13 protein-coding genes are annotated in these 15,326 nt (G+C 71.7%); 9 read left to right on the top strand and 4 right to left on the bottom strand.

Going from position 1 to position 15,326, the window contains the following annotated elements; translation table 11 throughout:
- Positions 1-169: 169 nt before the first annotated feature.
- Genes CLV37_RS22930 through CLV37_RS22915 form a run of 4 tightly spaced genes read right to left on the bottom strand, consistent with a single transcriptional unit; the run spans position 170 to position 3,690 of the window.
- Positions 170-517 carry a TetR/AcrR family transcriptional regulator gene (locus CLV37_RS22930; RefSeq protein ID WP_106214849.1) on the bottom strand — a complete coding sequence of 116 codons (348 nt, stop codon included), beginning with the start codon at positions 515-517 and terminating at the stop codon, positions 170-172.
- Positions 514-1,029, bottom strand: a complete 516-nt coding sequence (locus CLV37_RS22925) for a riboflavin kinase (RefSeq protein ID WP_245885704.1) — start codon at positions 1,027-1,029, stop codon at positions 514-516. The genes CLV37_RS22930 and CLV37_RS22925 overlap by 4 nt, the downstream gene beginning before the upstream one ends.
- Before the next feature lie 41 nt (positions 1,030-1,070).
- Positions 1,071-2,381: an NtaA/DmoA family FMN-dependent monooxygenase gene (locus tag CLV37_RS22920; protein WP_106214847.1), complete on the bottom strand. Its 1,311-nt coding sequence runs from the start codon at positions 2,379-2,381 to the stop codon at positions 1,071-1,073.
- Between the two features lies 1 nt (position 2,382).
- Positions 2,383-3,690, bottom strand: coding sequence for an NtaA/DmoA family FMN-dependent monooxygenase (locus CLV37_RS22915; protein WP_211298871.1), 1,308 nt, complete (start codon positions 3,688-3,690; stop codon positions 2,383-2,385).
- A 384-nt stretch (positions 3,691-4,074) separates the two neighbouring features.
- Between CLV37_RS22915 and CLV37_RS22910 the strand changes: the two genes are divergently transcribed.
- From CLV37_RS22910 to CLV37_RS22870, 9 genes are read left to right on the top strand one after another with little or no spacing between them, the layout of a single operon-like run.
- Positions 4,075-4,878 carry an ABC transporter ATP-binding protein gene (locus CLV37_RS22910; protein WP_211298870.1) on the top strand — a complete coding sequence of 268 codons (804 nt, stop codon included), beginning with the start codon at positions 4,075-4,077 and terminating at the stop codon, positions 4,876-4,878.
- Between the two features lie 35 nt (positions 4,879-4,913).
- Complete coding sequence (locus CLV37_RS22905; protein ID WP_211298869.1) at positions 4,914-5,993, top strand: ABC transporter permease; 1,080 nt, start codon at positions 4,914-4,916, stop codon at positions 5,991-5,993.
- Positions 5,990-6,874: an ABC transporter permease gene (locus CLV37_RS22900; protein WP_106214843.1), complete on the top strand. Its 885-nt coding sequence runs from the start codon at positions 5,990-5,992 to the stop codon at positions 6,872-6,874. The genes CLV37_RS22905 and CLV37_RS22900 overlap by 4 nt, the downstream gene beginning before the upstream one ends.
- Positions 6,875-6,929: 55 nt before the next feature.
- Positions 6,930-8,618, top strand: a complete 1,689-nt coding sequence (locus CLV37_RS22895) for an ABC transporter substrate-binding protein (protein WP_106214840.1) — start codon at positions 6,930-6,932, stop codon at positions 8,616-8,618.
- Complete coding sequence (locus tag CLV37_RS22890) at positions 8,615-9,958, top strand: NtaA/DmoA family FMN-dependent monooxygenase (protein ID WP_106214838.1); 1,344 nt, start codon at positions 8,615-8,617, stop codon at positions 9,956-9,958. The genes CLV37_RS22895 and CLV37_RS22890 overlap by 4 nt, the downstream gene beginning before the upstream one ends.
- 10 nt (positions 9,959-9,968) lie before the next feature.
- On the top strand, positions 9,969-11,279 hold the full coding sequence (locus tag CLV37_RS22885; RefSeq protein ID WP_106214836.1) for an NtaA/DmoA family FMN-dependent monooxygenase: 1,311 nt from the start codon (positions 9,969-9,971) through the stop codon (positions 11,277-11,279).
- Between the two features lie 24 nt (positions 11,280-11,303).
- Positions 11,304-12,596 carry an NtaA/DmoA family FMN-dependent monooxygenase gene (locus CLV37_RS22880; protein ID WP_106214892.1) on the top strand — a complete coding sequence of 431 codons (1,293 nt, stop codon included), beginning with the start codon at positions 11,304-11,306 and terminating at the stop codon, positions 12,594-12,596.
- A gap of 5 nt (positions 12,597-12,601) precedes the next feature.
- The gene (locus CLV37_RS22875) at positions 12,602-14,002 is read left to right on the top strand and encodes an MFS transporter (protein ID WP_106214834.1); all 1,401 of its coding nucleotides are present in this window, start codon (positions 12,602-12,604) and stop codon (positions 14,000-14,002) included.
- 28 nt (positions 14,003-14,030) lie between these two features.
- A complete protein-coding gene (locus CLV37_RS22870) occupies positions 14,031-15,320 on the top strand; it encodes an NtaA/DmoA family FMN-dependent monooxygenase (RefSeq protein ID WP_106214890.1) in 1,290 nt (429 codons plus the stop codon).
- Positions 15,321-15,326 lie beyond the last annotated feature (6 nt).

Genomic DNA, 15,326 nt, shown 5'->3' with positions numbered 1-15,326 from the left:
TGGAAGGAGGAGGCGACCAGGACGACCGGTTCGGGGCCGTTGTCGCCCTGGACGACGGCGGACAGGGCGGCGACGCCGGTGGGGAACAGGGCGAACGTGGTGCGCAGCGCCATGGGGTCGTCGGCGAACGGGACCAGGGCGGGGACGTCGAGGTCGGTGTGCAGGTCGGTCACGGCAGGTGGCCTTTCGGGTGGTCGGTGGACGTCGGGTGGGCGGCGTGAAGCAGGTCGTCGATGGTGGGGTAGGCCCACAGGACCTGACCCAGGGGCAGTCCGGTGCGGGCGGCGACGTCGGCGTGCGAGGGCCGGCCGTCGTGCAGCAGCCCCTGGCGGCGCAGGTGGTCCACGGCGTCGGTGACGAGACGTGTTCGCCGTTCCTCGCCCTGGGCGCGGCGGTGGGCCAGTTCCGCGGCCCGCTCCGTCGCGGCGGCTGTCGGGTCGGCGCGCGCGGCGCGGCGGTGGGCGGAGCGGCGCACCGGTCGGCGCCGGCCGGCGTGGGGGGCGGCGGAGAACGTCACCGCGACCGGTCCCGGCCGGTCAGCAGGTGCCCCAGGCCGGTGTCGCGGGCCCACCGCCGGGTGTCCTGCACGTCGCGGCGCAGCAGCTCCACCAGTTCGGTGGACCCGGTGCAGCGGCGCTGGGGACGCAGCCTGACGTGCAGGTCGATCCGCAGGGTGCGTCCGTACAGGTCGCCGTCGTAGTCGAGGAGGTTGGCCTCCAGCAGTCTCTCGCCGTCCTTGCCGTAGTAGGTGGGGCGGTGCCCGACGGACACGGCGGCGACGTGGAGCGTGCCGGGGGTCCCGTCCGGGCCGGGGTCCAGGAGCACCGTGCCGGCCCACACCCCGTCCTTCAGGGCGTGCGGGGGGACGGCCACGTTGGCGGTGGGGAAACCGAGCAGCCGGCCGCGTTCGTCGCCGTGCTCCACGACCCCTTCGATGCGCAGGGCGACGTCGTCGCCCCGGGGGACGGGGACCTCCACGGGTGGTGTCGTCGGGGTCGGGTCGGGTCGGTCCGTCGTGTTCTGGCGCACGAAGTCCTCCTCTGCTCGTCGTTCTCGTGGTCGGGGGGTGCTCACGCGCCGTCGCGCAGGTGCCCGGTCAGCGTGGTGGCGGAGTACTCGCGACGGGCGTGACCGGTCCGCTGCAGGACCGGGACGACCCCGTCGACGACCTCGTCCACGAACCGCATCGTGAGTTGCCCGGAGCCGGAGTAGAACAGGAACCCGTCACCCCCGGTCGCCTCGAGGGTCTCGACCATCCGCGCGGCGACCGTGTCGGGTGAACCCACGAGCTCGACGCTCTCGGTCTGGTCGTCGACCAGGGCGTCGCGGAACGTCTTGCCCGCGTGGCGCCGCGCGAACTCCGCGGTGATGCTCTGGCCGTCGTCCGGCATGGCCGGCAACGGTGCGTCCAGGTCGAACCGCGACCAGTCGACCGCACCGCCGCTCATCATCGCCAGCCGCTGCCGGGCGCGCTCGTCGCGCCGGGAGAACTGCCGCTCCCGCACCGCGCGCGCCTCGGCGTCGGTCTCGGCGATCGTCGGCGTCACGATGAACAGCACCTTGCACGCGGCCGGGTCGCGGCCCGCGGCCTCGGCCGCCCGGCGCACGTCGTCGACGTGGGCGCGCATCTGCTCGACGCCCTTGGGCAGGGCCACGACCGTGTCGGCGTGGCGGCCGGCGAACGCGCGCCCGCGCGCGGAACCCCCCGCCTGGCAGATCACGGGCCGGTACTGGGGGCTGGGCGGGGAGTTGAGCGGACCGCGCGAGGAGTACCACTTGCCCTCGAAGTCCACCGTGTGGACCTTGGCGGCGTCGACGTAGGTGTCGGTGGCGTGGTCGGCCACCACGGCGTCCTCCTCCCAAGACTCCCACAACCGCACCACCAGCTCGATGAACTCCTCCGCCACGTCGTAGCGCAGGTCGTGGGCGGACGCCCCGTCGCGCAGCGACTCCTCGCGGAGCCCGAAGTTCGCCCGCGCCTGGTCGGGGGCTCCGGTCACCACGTTCCAGCCGGCGCGTCCCCGGCTGAGGTGGTCCAGCGTCCGGATCGTGCGGGCCAGCAGGTACGGCGGGTAGAAGGTCGTGTTCGCGGTGACGACGAGCCCGAGGTGGCGGGTCTCGCGCGCGATCGCCGCGGCCAGGGGGACGGGGTCGTTCTTGGGAGCGCGCGCCATCTGCCGCAGTTCCAGCTCGAAGGAGCCGCCGTAGGCGTTCGACACGTAGCTGGAGTCCTCCAGCAGGAGGTAGTCGAACCGCGCCTCCTCCAGTCGGCGGGCCAGGTTCACGTGGAAGTCGCCCGACATCCACGTGTCCCCGGCCCGTCCGGAGAACTCCCGGTTCCAGGAGGGGGTGAGGTAGTTCGTGAACCATCCCAGGTGCACGTCAGAAGTCCAGGAGGTTGTCGCGGAACAGTTCGTGCTCGTACCGGCGGCGCACCCGGCCGAGGTCGGCGAGGGCGCCGACGAGACCGTCGGTGAGCTCGGCGATCGCCTTGCGGCTGCCCCCGCCGGTGATGAGGTACCCGTCACCGCCCACCTCGTCGAACTCCTCGGTCATCGCCGCGGCGACCTTGTCCGGGGTCCCCACGAACGCCGGGTTCGTGTAGCGGGTGGCCCACGCCCCGGTCGCCTCGCGCAACGTCGACCCGAGGGCGAGGAACTTCTCCAGCGTGGTCCGGTGCCCGTTGGTCTCCAGTTCACCCAGGGGGGCGTCGGGGTCGACGCCGGAGAAGTCGATCTCGGTCAGGGCGCCCATGTGACCGAGGCTGACCTCGACGGCCGCCTCGCTGGGGTTGCGCATCTCTTCGTAGACCCTGTCGGCCTCGGACTGCGACGCAGCGACGATGGGCAGGGCGATGTACATGACCTTGATCGAGTCGGGGTCGCGGCCGACGCCCTTGGCCCGGCTGCGGATGTCGTCGCGGAACTCGCGCATGTCCCGCACACCCTGTGCCGCGCAGATGATCGCGTCGGCGTGGCGGGCGGCGAACTCGCGGCCGCGCGGTGAGCCCCCGGCCTGCAGGTACACCGGCCGGCGCTGCGGGGAGGGCAGGGTGTTCAGCGGGCCGCGCACCTTGTAGAACCGTCCCTCGTGGCGGATGGGCCGCACGTGCCGGGCGTCCACGTAGGTCCCGGTCGCCCGGTCCGCCACCAGCGCCTCGTCGCCCCAGGAGTTCCACAACGCTTCCACGACCTCGACGAACTCGTCGGCCCGGTCGTAGCGGCTGTCGTGCTCGTACAGGGCGTCGAGGCCGAAGTTCTGCGCGGCCCGGTCCTCCGAGGACGTCACGATGTTCCAGCCGGCCCGGCCGCCCGAGAGGTGGTCGATCGTCGCCAGCGAACGCGCGAGCAGGAACGGCGGGTAGAACGACGTCGACGCCGTGCTCACGATGCCGATGTGCCGGGTCTCGCGCGCCAGCACCGGGGCCAGCACGAGCGGGTCGTGCTTGGGGGCGTAGAGGGAGTGCTTGAGGTCGGCGTCCATCGTGCCGCGGTACCCGTCGGACACCATGGAGGAGTCCTCGAGCATCATGAAGTCGAACTTGGCCCGCTCCATCGCGCGGATCCAGTCGACGTGGTAGTCGCCGTCGGTCCACCCACGGGCCTCGTCCGCGCTGACCCACGGTGTGGTCCAGGCGGGGCGCGTGAAGTTCATGAACCAGCCGAGGTGCATCTTCCGGGGAGCGCTCAAGGGGACGAGTCCTCACGGGTGGGAGGTGGGGTGTCCGCCCGAGTGTTCCTGATCCCGTGTTTCCGCCGAGCGTCACGATCATTAACGGCCTGTTGCGCCACCGGTGTGAGCACGCAGGTCGCGAACAACGCCGCCCGGTCGCCGCCCGGCCGTCGTGGGGTCGTCCGGCCGCTGCGCCGTGCTCATCGGCGTTAATCGCCGGTCCACGCCCCTGACCTGCACTCCTGCCCGGCGAAATGTGTCCGACACGTGTTCGGGACACGCCTGAAACCCTCCGGCGGCATGCTCGGCCCCACGCAGCCCGGACGTCGTGCCGACGACTGCGACCCGGGGGCGGACGGCCGCCCCGGAACCGTTCCGGAGAACGTCGACCCAGGAGGTGCCGTGAGCGAGGACCGACCAGCCAGCCTCACGCAACTGATCGCCGACCAGGTCGTCAAGGTCTACCGCCGCGGAGCCGCACCGGCCGTGGCGGGGATCGACCTCGAGATCGGCCCGGACACCGCGCTCGGCATCGTCGGGGAATCCGGGTCGGGCAAGTCGACCCTGGCGCGCATGCTCGCCGGGCTCGAAGCACCCACCGGCGGCCGGGTGCTCCTCGACGGCGAACCCCTCACGGGCCTGCTGGCGTCGCGCACCGGCCGGCGCGACGTCCGGCGCGCGATCCAGTACATCGCGCAGGACACCAGTTCCTCCTTCGACCCGCGACGCACCCTGCGCGATTCGGTCCGGCTGCCGCTGCTGCGCCTGCTGGGCCTGGACCGCGCAGCGGCCGACGCCCGCGTGGACGAGGTCCTGACCTCCTTGGAGATCGCCCCGCACCTCGCTGACCGGCTGCCGCGCAACGTCTCCGGCGGTCAGCGCCAGCGGTTCGCGATCGCTCGCGCCCTCGTGGTGGGACCCCGCGTCCTCATCTGCGACGAGGTGGTCTCCGCGCTGGACGTCTCCGTCCAGGGGGCCGTGCTCAACCACCTCCGACGGCACGCCGTCGCCACCGGCTGCGGTCTGGTCTTCGTGTCCCACGGCCTGCCCGCCACGGCCTTCATCTCCTCGCACCTGCTGGTCATGAAGGCCGGTCAGGTCGTCGAGCACGGGACGGTGGACCAGGTCGTGGACTCCCCCCGCCACGAGTACACCCGCACCCTCCTGGCCGCGCACTCCGGCCCCGGCCTGCGAGCCGCCTCGTGAGCGCGGGGCTGCAGACCCAGCAGAGCGAGGTGGACGTGACCACCCCCGCGACCGTGCGGAACACCTCGGCTCCCCGGCGCCTGCTCGCCCGGAACCGCTGGTGGCTGACCCGCCTGGTGGTGCTGCCCCTGCACCTGTTCCTCTTCGCCGTCGCGACCTTCTTCCTGGTGCGGCTCATCCCGGGGGACCCGGCCCGCGAGGTGGTGGGTCCGGAGGCCACGCAGGAGGACTACCTGGCCACCCGGGAACGGCTGGGCCTGGACGGGAGCCTGCCCGACCAGCTCGTCACCTACGTGGGCAGGCTCCTGCACGCCGACCTCGGCCAGTCCATCGCGAACGGCAGGTCGGTCGCCGCCGAGATCGGCGACCGCCTGCCCGGGACGGTCGAACTGGCCGTGATGGCCTTCTCGTGGCTCGTGCTGGTGACCCTGCTGCTGTCCACGGTGGTCGTCGCCCGGCCCCGGTCCGCGGCCGCCCGCGTCGTGCGCGGGTACGCGCAGGCCGCCGGAGCCGTCCCCGAGTTCGTCGTCGGCGTGTTCGGGATCTTCCTCTTCTACGCCACCCTGCACGTCGTCCCCTCACCCACCGGCCGCATCCGCCCCGGTCTGACGGCTCCCGAACCCCTCACGCACTTCCCGCTGCTCGACGCGGTGCTGCGCGGGGACGTCGTCGTGGTGAACTCGATGACCTCCCGGTTGCTGCTGCCCGTGTGCGTGCTCGTGGTCTCGGTCTGCCCCGTGCTGCTGAAGCAGCTGCTCTCCTCCCTGGAGCAGACGACGGCGTCGCAGCCCACGGCGTTCATGGTGGCGACCGGGGCCCGGCGCCGCTCGATCTGGTGGGCGACGTACCGCAGGGCGCTTCCGCCGGTGGTCACGATGGGCGGCAACGTCTTCGGGTCCCTGGTCGGGGGAGCGGTGATCCTCGAGTCACTGTTCGGGCTCGGGGGCATGGGCAGCTACGCCGTGGACGCCGTCAGCACCACCGACTTCGTCGCCCTCCAGGGCTCGCTCCTCGTGGTGGGTGCCCTGTCGATGCTCGTGTTCCTCCTCGTCGACATCGTCAACATGGTCCTCGATCCCCGCCGCAAACCGGGGAGGCAGGTGGCTGGCTCATGACCGACCTCTCGACCACCACGGACGCCCCCGCCGCACCGGGGCGGGCCGCCGGACCCCGCCGTCGGCGCAGGCTGCGGGCCGGGACCGTCCTGGCCCTCCTGCCCGTCGTCGTCGTGCTGACCGTCGCGGTGGTCGGCCCCTGGATCGCGCCGCTGGACCCGACCCGCGTCGTGGGCGCACCGTCCTCGGCGCCCGGCGGGAAGTTCCTGCTCGGCACCGACAACGCCGGCCTGGACGTGTTCTCCCGGGTGCTGGCCGGCGCCCGCATCGACGTCGTCATCGCCACCCTCGCCACGCTCGTCGCGACCACCGCCGGGATCGCCGTGGGGCTGGTGGTGGGCATGAACGAGTCCCGTGGCGGCCTCCTGGGGTTCCTGGCCCGCAGCTGCGCCCGCGGGATGGACCTGCTCGAGGCGGTCCCGACCATCATCGTGGCCCTGGTCGTGGTCTCGTTCTTCGGGACCAGCACCCCCACCATGGTGCTCACCCTCGCGATCATCCTCGCCCCGCTGCAGGCCCGCCTCGTGCGCACCGAGGTGCTGCGGGTCCGGCACGACGCGTACCTCGACGCGGGGCGGCAGGCCGGGCTGACCGAGCTCGAGCTCGTCGTCCGCCACGTCCTGCCGAACTCGGTGACCCCCGCCTTCCAGAACGCACCCGTCCTGTTCGGCGTGACGATCATCCTGACCGCGGCGCTGGGGTTCCTCGGCGTCGGGCTGCCCCCGCCCACGCCCGAGTGGGGCGCGATGATCACGCGGGGTGCCGGTGACGCCGCCGTCGGGAAGTTCTGGGCGGCCGGCGCCCCCGCTCTCGCCCTCTGCCTCACCGTGGCCGCCGTCTCCCTCTTCGGCCGCCGCCTGGCCGCCGACCTCCGGCGCTGACCCCCGCCACGCACTCCCGCCTCCTGCCCCTCCCGCCGTCCCGCAAGGAGAACGCATGTCGCCCCGCCCCGTCCCCAGCGTCCCCCGCGCCTCCGGACCCAGCCGCCGCCGAGCCCTGCAGCTCCTCGGCGCCGGGGGAGCCGCCGTCGGCGTGGGCGCCCTGTCGGCCTGCTCCGACGAAGCACCCGCCAACGGCAGCGGCGCCGCCGCCGCCCGCACGGAGATCGTCGTCGTGACCCCCGACCAGGCCTCCAACGTGGTCCGCGACTACGGCTACACCGCCGGCACCGACAACCAGGACGTCACCAACAACCTGCACGCCCAGCTGCTGCGCAAGCCGTACGTCGAGGACGGCAACGCGCTGAACCAGGACCTGTACACCTTCGACCCGTACCTCGCGGAGAGCTACGAGACCAGCCCGGACGGGCTGACGTTCACGTTCCACCTCAAGCAGGGCGTCGTCAGCCAGCAGGGCAACCCGCTCACCGCGGACGACGTCCTGTGGTCCTTCGAGCGCAAGTTCGCGACCCCCGGGGGCGGCATGGCCGGCTACTACAAGCCGATGCTCACGGACCCGGCCACGCAGATCCGCAAGGTCGACGACCACACGGTGACCTTCACCGTGGTCAAGGCCGGGTACGGGCTGACCCTGCTGGCCAACCTCGCCGAGAACATCGGGTCCATCTACGACAGCACCTACCTCAAGGCGAACGCCACCCCCGCGGACCCGTACGCCGTCCAGTGGGGCGTGGCCGACATGATGCGCGGCAACTTCGGCTTCGGCGCCTACAAGCTGCAGTCCGTGACCGCCGGCCAGGAGATCGTCATGGTCTCCAACCCGGACTTCGTCCTGGGGGCGCCGCACGTCACCAAGATGACGCGACGGCTGGTCGAGGACGCGGCCACGCGGGCCAACATGGTCAAGCAGGGTGACGCCGACGTCGCGCTCGGTCTGCGCCCCTCGGACCAGAAGGCGCTGGAGGCCGACGACTCGGTCCTGGTGCCGGACACCAAGACCAACAGCTACCTGCTGATGGCCATGAACACGACGCGCGCGCCCTTCGACGACCCCGCGGTCCGCTACGCGATGTCGTTCGCCGTCCCCTACGGGCAGATCATCTCCGACGTCTACTCCGACCGCGCCTACCAGTACAACCACATCCTGGACGACACCGCGCCGGGTTACGACGACAGCAAGCTGCCCGAATTCACCTTCGACCCCGGGCACGCCAAGGAACTGCTCGCCGCGGCAGGGGTGAACGACCTGTCCTTCACGTTGAGCGTGAACAACCAGCTCCCCTCGGTCCAGGACACCGCGATCCAGATCCAGTCCGCCCTGGCCGACGCGGGGATCACCGTCAAGATCGCCGAGCTGCCCGCCGCGCAGCTGAACCAGGACTCCCTCGACGGCAAGCTCGAGGCCAGCCTGGCCGTCGGGGCCGCCGTGACGAACACCCCGCCCTACATGCTGTCGCTGCTCACCCAGCCCGGCGGGGGGTCGAACACCGCCCTGTGGAACGACCCGCCGTTCCTCGCCGAGGTCGCCGCCGGGCTCGACGCCGGCGACGCCCTGGGCGCCCCGGCCATGACCCACTGGCAGACCGCGGAGCTGCGCATGGTCACCCAGGCGCCCTACGTGATGATCGCCCGGGTCAAGCCGGCGGCCGTGCTGCGCGCCGACATCCACGGCTTCGCCCAGCGGACCGACTTCCGCATCGACTACTCCAACCTGGAGATCGCATGACGGCCACCGCTGACCAGGACGCGCCGCGCGCCGCGCGCAAGTTCCACCTGGGCTGGTTCGGCGCCTACGTCCCGCCCGGCTGGAACCAGCCCTTCGAAGGCACCGAGCGCAGCCACCGGGAGTGGCTCGACGGCAGCTTCTACGTCGACTTCGCCCGCCAGCTGGAACGGGCCTGCTTCGACGTCCTGCTCCTGGAGGACTCCTCCATGGTGTCCGACACCTACGGCGGGACCTCCGAGGCGACGCTGGCGCGGGGGGTGTGGGCCCCCAAGGGCGATCCCGTCGCTCTGGCCCCGCTGCTGACGGAGGCCACGACGCACCTGGGTGTCTCCATCACCGCCTCCACCAGCTTCTACCCGCCCTACCTGCTGGCGCGCACGATGTCGACGCTGGACCACCTCTCCGGGGGCCGGATCGGCTGGAACGTCGTCACCTCCAGCGAGGACCGCGCCGCCCAGAACTTCGGCATGGACGGCCTTCCCCCGCACGACGAGCGCTACGAGCGCGCGCAGGAGTACGTCGAGCTCGTCGACGCGCTCTGGGCGTCGTGGGAACCGGACGCCCTCGTCATGGACCGCGAGAGCGGGACCTACGTCGACCACACGAAGGTCCACCCCGTCCACTTCCGGGGCAAGCACCACGCCTCTCGGGGGCCGCTGAACACCCTGCCGCCACCGCAGGGCCGGCCCGTCGTGAGCCAGGCCGGTGGGTCCCCCACGGGGCGCGCCCTGGCCGCCCGCAGCGCGGACCTGGTGCTGGCCCTGCCGAAGGGGACGGCGGCGATGAAGGAGTACCGCGACGACATCCGGGCCCGGGCCGAGGCCTTCGGTCGCGACCCCGACGACGTCAAGGTCATGTTCATCGTCTCGCCGATCCTCGGGGCCACCGAGGCGGAGGCCGCCGAGCGCCTCGCCCGCAAGCGCGAGGCCGTGCGCGCCGACCCGACCGGCCAGCTCGTCGGGTGGTCGGGGAGCATGGAGATCGACTTCTCCCGGTTCGACCTCGACCAGACCCTGCCCGGGACCGCCCGCACCAACGGTCACCAGTCCACCCTCGACACCTTCCGGAGGTGGGCGGGCGAGCGCACGCTGCGGCAGGCCGTCGAGGACTACCGGACCGAGGCGATCGAGCTGGTCGGGACCCCCGACTCCGTCGCCGACCAGATGGAGGCCGCGATGGCCGAGGTCGGTGGCGACGGGTTCATGCTCTGGATGCAGCCCCCCACGCGCCAGTACGTCGCCGAGGTCACCGACGGCCTCGTGCCCGCGCTGCAACGACGCGGCCTCGTCCGCACCGAGTACGCGCACACGCACCTGCGCGACAACCTCCTCGAGTTCTGAAGGGTTCGACATGACGTCACCGAAGTTCCACCTCGGATGGTTCCTGGGCGCCGGGTTCGGCGTCCAGAGCTGGAACCAGCCCTGGTCCGGCACCGGCGCGCAGGACTGGATGCTGCCCGACCAGTACGTCGACCTCGCGCACTCCCTCGAACGGGCCTGCTTCGACTTCCTCATCATGGAGGACTCCGTCCAGGTCTCCGACACCTACAAGGGGTCGATGGAGTACTACCTGCGCACCGCGTCGGCGGCGCCGAAGCACGACCCGGCGGTGCTGGCCGCGATCCTCGCGCACGAGACGAAGCACCTCGGGATCATCCCGACGCTGACGACGACCTTCTACCACCCCTACACCGTCGCCCGCATGATGACGACGCTGGACCACATCGCCAGAGGGCGCATCGGCTGGAACGTCGTCACCGGTTCCAACACCCGGGCCGCGCAGAACTACGGCTTCGACATGCCCGAGCACGACGTCCGCTACGAGATGGCCGACGAGTTCGTCGAGCTCGCCCACAAGCTCTGGGACAGCTGGGAGGACGACGCGGTCCTGGCCGACGTCGAGAACGGCGTCTACGCCGATCACGAGAAGGTCCACCGCCTCGACTTCCAGGGCAAGCACTACGCCTCCCGCGGTCCGCTGAACACCGTGCCCAGCCCGCAGAAGTCGCCCGTCATCCTGCAGGCCGGGGGATCGAGCGCGGGCAAGGCGTTCGCCGCCCGCTGGGCCGAGGCGATCATCTCCAACCCGCACGGCACCGCCAACATGCGCGCCTACCGCGAGGAGATCCGCACCCTGGCCGCCGAGCAGGGCCGCGACCCCGACCACGTCAAGGTCCTCTACCTGATCTCGCCGGTCTTCGGGGAGACGACGGCCGAGGCGAAGGCCAAGATGCAGCGCCGCAAGGACGCGCAGGCCCGCAACATCGACGGTCTGCTCGCCGGCCGCTCGCACCTGTCCGGCATCGACCTGTCGAAGTACGACCTCGACGCACCGCTGCCCGCGGACCTGGAGAGCAACGGCCACCGCAGCAGCTTCGCGGAGTTCAAGGGGGACGGGACGCAGACCCTGCGCGAGCGCCTCATCGCGCACTCCGCCATCGACACGATCGAGTTCATCGGCACGCCGGAGGACGTCGCCGACCAGATGGAGGGCGTCATGCAGGAGGTCGGCGGGGACGGGTTCCTCATCGCGGGCGCCCCCCTGAACCGCCGCTACGTCGCGGAGGTCACCGACGGCCTGGCCCCGGTGCTCAAGCGCCGCGGGCTGACGCGCGACCGCTACGAGTTCGCCCACTTCCGCGACAACCTGCGCGCGTTCTGACCCACGAGAGAGAGGGATGTGACGATGTTCCACCTCGCGTGGTTCCTCAGCTGGCAGGTGCAGAGCTGGAACGGCACGTGGTCCGGTGAGGGTGGCGACGAGTGGAACCACCCCGACCTCTACGTCGACATGACCAAGTCGCTGGAGCGGGCCGGTTTCGACTACATCATGTTCGAGGACGGCGCCTTCGTCCCGGACTCCTACGGCGGCAACCACGACTGGTGGCTGGCCCGGGCACGGTCGGTCCCCAAGCAGGACCCGATGCAGCTGCTGCCGATCCTGTCCCAGCACACCGAACGCCTCGGGCTCGTGGGGACGATGTCGACGTCCTTCTACCCGCCCTACATGGCGGCGCGGACGATGGCGACCATCGACCACCTCACCCACGGCCGCGCCGGCGTGAACCTGGTCACCTCGCACAACACCCGCACCGCGCAGAACTTCGGGCACGAGGACATCTTCGAGCACGACCTGCGCTACGACATGGCCGACGAGTGGATCGAGCTGGTCAAGCAGCTGTGGGGTTCGTGGGACGCCGACGCGCTCGTCCAGGACCGTGCGCGCAACGTGTACGTGGACGGGGCGAAGGTCCGGCCGATCGACTTCCACGGGAAGTGGCACAGCAGCCGCGGGCCGCTGAACACGCTGGCGCCGCCGCAGGGCAACCCGGTGATCTGCCAGGCGGGCGGTTCCGGTCCGGGCCGGGCGCTGGCGGCCAAGCACTGCGACACCCTGCTGGCCCAGGTCGAGTCCGTCGAGGCGATGAAGGAGTACCGGGCCGACGTCCGGGCCCGCATGGTCGAGGCCGGGCGCGACCCGGACTCGTGCAAGGTCCTGTTCATCGTCTCGCCCGTGCTGGGGGAGACCCAGGAGGACGCCGAGGCGAAGAACGAGCGGATGCTCGCCGGGTTCAAGGCCGACATCTCGGTGAACCTCGCGAACATGTCCTACGCCAGCGGGGTGGACTTCGCGCAGTACGACCTGGACGAGCCGTTCCCCGACCTGTCCGGGACCAACGCGACCCGCTCGTCGATGGTCATGATGGCCGAGAACGCCAAGGGCATGACCCTGCGCCAGGCGGCGGAGTCGAACGTGCGGCGCTCGGTGGACCTCGTCGGCACGCCCGACGCGGTGGCCGCGCAGATGGGCGAGATCGTGGAGGAGGTCGGCGGCGACGGGTTCCTCATCTCGGGCAACGTCAACCGCCGCTACATCGCCGAGATCACCGACGGGCTGGCCCCCGAGCTCCGCAAGCGGGGGCTCATCCGCGACGGGTACACCCACGAGCAGTTCCGCGACAACCTGCTGGAGTTCTGATCCGCGTGCCCTCCGACCGTCCCGTGCCCGTGCGGATCCCCCGCGCGGCCTGGCTCACCGTGTCCTCGACGGCCCTCGGGCTCGTCGTGGCGTTCTCCAGCGTGAGCATGGTCCCGGTCGCGCTGCCCGCGATGATCGAGGACCTGGACGCCAGCGCGGTGCAGGGGCAGTGGTTCCTGCTCGCCTACCTGCTCGCGTGCTCGGCGCTCATCCTCGTCGCCGGCCGGGTGGCCGACGCGTGCGGACGTCGCCCCGTGTACCTGACGGGGCTGGCCCTGTGCACCGCCTCGGTCGCCGGGATCACCGTCGCCACCGACCCGTGGCTGGTCGTGGCGCTGCGGGGCCTGCAGGGGCTGGGGGCGGCCTGCGTCATCACCAACTCGACGGCCCTGCTGGTGGAGGTCTTCCCCCCGAGCCGGCTCGCCGTCGGGATCGGCGCGAACATCGGCATCATGTCGGTCGCGACGGCGGTCGGCCCGCTCGTCAGCGGCGTCCTCACCGAGGGCGTCGGCTGGCGCGCGGTGTTCGCGGTCGCGGCGCCGCTGGGGCTCGTCGGGTTCGTGTGGGCCGCGTTCGCCCTGCCGCGGGTCCCGCGGGCCCTGCGCCGGACCGGCCGGCCCGACGTGGCCGGTGCCCTGACGTCGGCGACGTTCATGGCCGCGGTGGTGTTCGCCGCGAACCAGGCCGGCGCGTCCGGCTGGACGCCGACGGTGATCGGCGCCCTCGGGGTGGCCGTGGTCGCCGGTGTCCTCCTGCTCGTGGTCGAACGCCGTGCCGGCGACCCGGTGGTCGACTTGACCCTGCTGCGGGAACGGTTCCGGGGGGCCGCCTACGGCGCCACGGGGTTGTCGACGCTGGCCGAGGGGTCGGTGGCGGTCGTCGTCGTCTGGTACCTGCAGCAGGACCGCGGGGCCTCGCCCCTGGAGGTGGGGGTCCAGGTGACCGCGCTGGCCGTCGGGACGGCAGCCGCCTCGCTGGTGGCCGGGCGGCTGTCGCCGCTGTTCTCCGGTCGGGCCCTCACCACGGCCGCCATCGGCGGTTCGACCCTCGTGCTGACGCTCATCGCGCTGCACTTCGCGGGCCCGGCGGAGTTCGTCCCGCTGGGGGCGCTGCTCTGCGCGATCGGCCTCACCGGTGGGATCTTCAAGACCGCCAACGCAGCCGCGCTCAACGTCGGCGGCGACGCGGGCGGGGCCGGGATGGTCAACGGCATGCGCGTGGCCGTCGACAACACCGCCGTCACCGTCGCGGTCGCGGTGGGCCTGGCGATCACCGGTTCCGCGGGGGTCGTCGTCTGCTTCGCCGTCCTGGCCTGCCTCTCGCTGCTGGCCCTCGTGCCCGCCTGGAACCGCGGCCTGCACGCCGAGGAGCCCTTCCGGCTCCGCGGCGCGCAGCTCGCCGCCTGACCCGACGACAGAAGGAGTCCCCGTGCCGATGTTCCACCTCGGGTGGTTCACCAACTTCAGCAACCCGCCCTGGAACCACCCGTGGGCCGGCACCGAGGGCCGAGACTGGCCCCGCGGCCACGCCCACGTCGAGTTCACCCGCGCCCTCGAACGTGCCTGCTTCGACTACGTCATGCTCGAGGACTCCTCGATGGTGAGCGACGCCTACGAGGGCTCGATGCGCGCCGACCTCAAGCACGGCCTCTACGCCCCCAAGCACGACCCGGTCGCCCTGGCGCCGATGCTGGCCGCCGCCACCGAGCGCATCGGCATCGTCGCCACCGCTTCTACCTCCTTCTACCCGCCGTGGTTGCTGGCCCGCCGGTTCGCCACGCTCGACCACATCTCGCACGGGCGCATCGGCTGGAACGTCGTGACCTCCAGCGAGGACCGCGCCGCGCAGAACCACGGCCTGGACGCACTGCCCCCGCACGACGAGCGCTACGAGCGGGCCGACGAGTTCGTCGAGGTCGTGGCCCGGCTCTGGGACAGCTGGGAACCCGACGCCCTGGTCCTGGACCGGGACCGCGGGGTCTACGTCGACCACGAGAAGGTCCACGTGCTGGACCACCGCGGGAAGCACTTCGCGACCCGCGGACCGCTGAACCTCATGCGCCCACCGCAGGGCCGGCCCGTCCTCTGCCAGGCCGGGGGTTCTCCCCGCGGACGCGACTTCGCCGCCCGCAACGCCGACACCGTCCTGGCGATGCTCTCGGACCCGGACGAGATGAAGGAGTACCGCGACGACGTGCGGGCCCGCATGGTGGCGATCGGCCGCGACCCGGACGACTGCAAGATCATGTTCATCACGACCCCCGTGCTGGGGGACACGCTGGAGGAGGCGCAGGCCAAGGCCGAGGTGATGCGCACCCCGAGCGAGACCAAGATCGAGGTCTCCCTGGCGCACATGTCCGCCGTGAGCGAGGTCGACTTCGCCGCCTTCGACCTGGACACCCCGATCGCCGACCTCGACGTGCGCACCAACGGCCACCAGTCGTCGCTGGCGAGCTTCCTGAAGAACGGGAACACCGTCCGGGAGGCGGCGATCGCGTCGATGAACAAGGTGCTGCACTTCGTGGGAACCCCCGAGTCGGTCGCCGAGCAGATGGGCGAGACGATGGACCACGTCGGCGGCGACGGGTTCCTGTTCACCGGCAACATCGGCCGGCGCTTCGTGGGCGGGATCACCGAGGGCCTCGTCCCGGCCCTGCAACGGCGCGGCCTGACCCGCACCGCGTACAACCACGAACGGTTCCGCGACAACCTGCTCGACTTCTGACGGAGG

The organism is Kineococcus rhizosphaerae (assembly GCF_003002055.1).
GTDB classification, from domain to species: Bacteria; Actinomycetota; Actinomycetes; order Actinomycetales; family Kineococcaceae; genus Kineococcus; species Kineococcus rhizosphaerae.
The sequence above is the reverse complement of the archived record's forward strand: the minus strand, read 5'-3'. Positions and strand labels throughout refer to the sequence as shown.

Excerpts from the sequence above, each read along its gene's own strand:
- CLV37_RS22900 (WP_106214843.1), top strand. The coding sequence starts at position 5,990 with ATGACCGACCTCTCGACCACCACGGACGCCCCCGCCGCACCGGGGCGG.
- CLV37_RS22895 (WP_106214840.1), top strand. The coding sequence starts at position 6,930 with ATGTCGCCCCGCCCCGTCCCCAGCGTCCCCCGCGCCTCCGGACCCAGC.
- CLV37_RS22890 (WP_106214838.1), top strand. The coding sequence starts at position 8,615 with ATGACGGCCACCGCTGACCAGGACGCGCCGCGCGCCGCGCGCAAGTTC.
- CLV37_RS22885 (WP_106214836.1), top strand. The coding sequence starts at position 9,969 with ATGACGTCACCGAAGTTCCACCTCGGATGGTTCCTGGGCGCCGGGTTC.
- CLV37_RS22880 (WP_106214892.1), top strand. The coding sequence starts at position 11,304 with ATGTTCCACCTCGCGTGGTTCCTCAGCTGGCAGGTGCAGAGCTGGAAC.
- CLV37_RS22870 (WP_106214890.1), top strand. The coding sequence starts at position 14,031 with ATGTTCCACCTCGGGTGGTTCACCAACTTCAGCAACCCGCCCTGGAAC.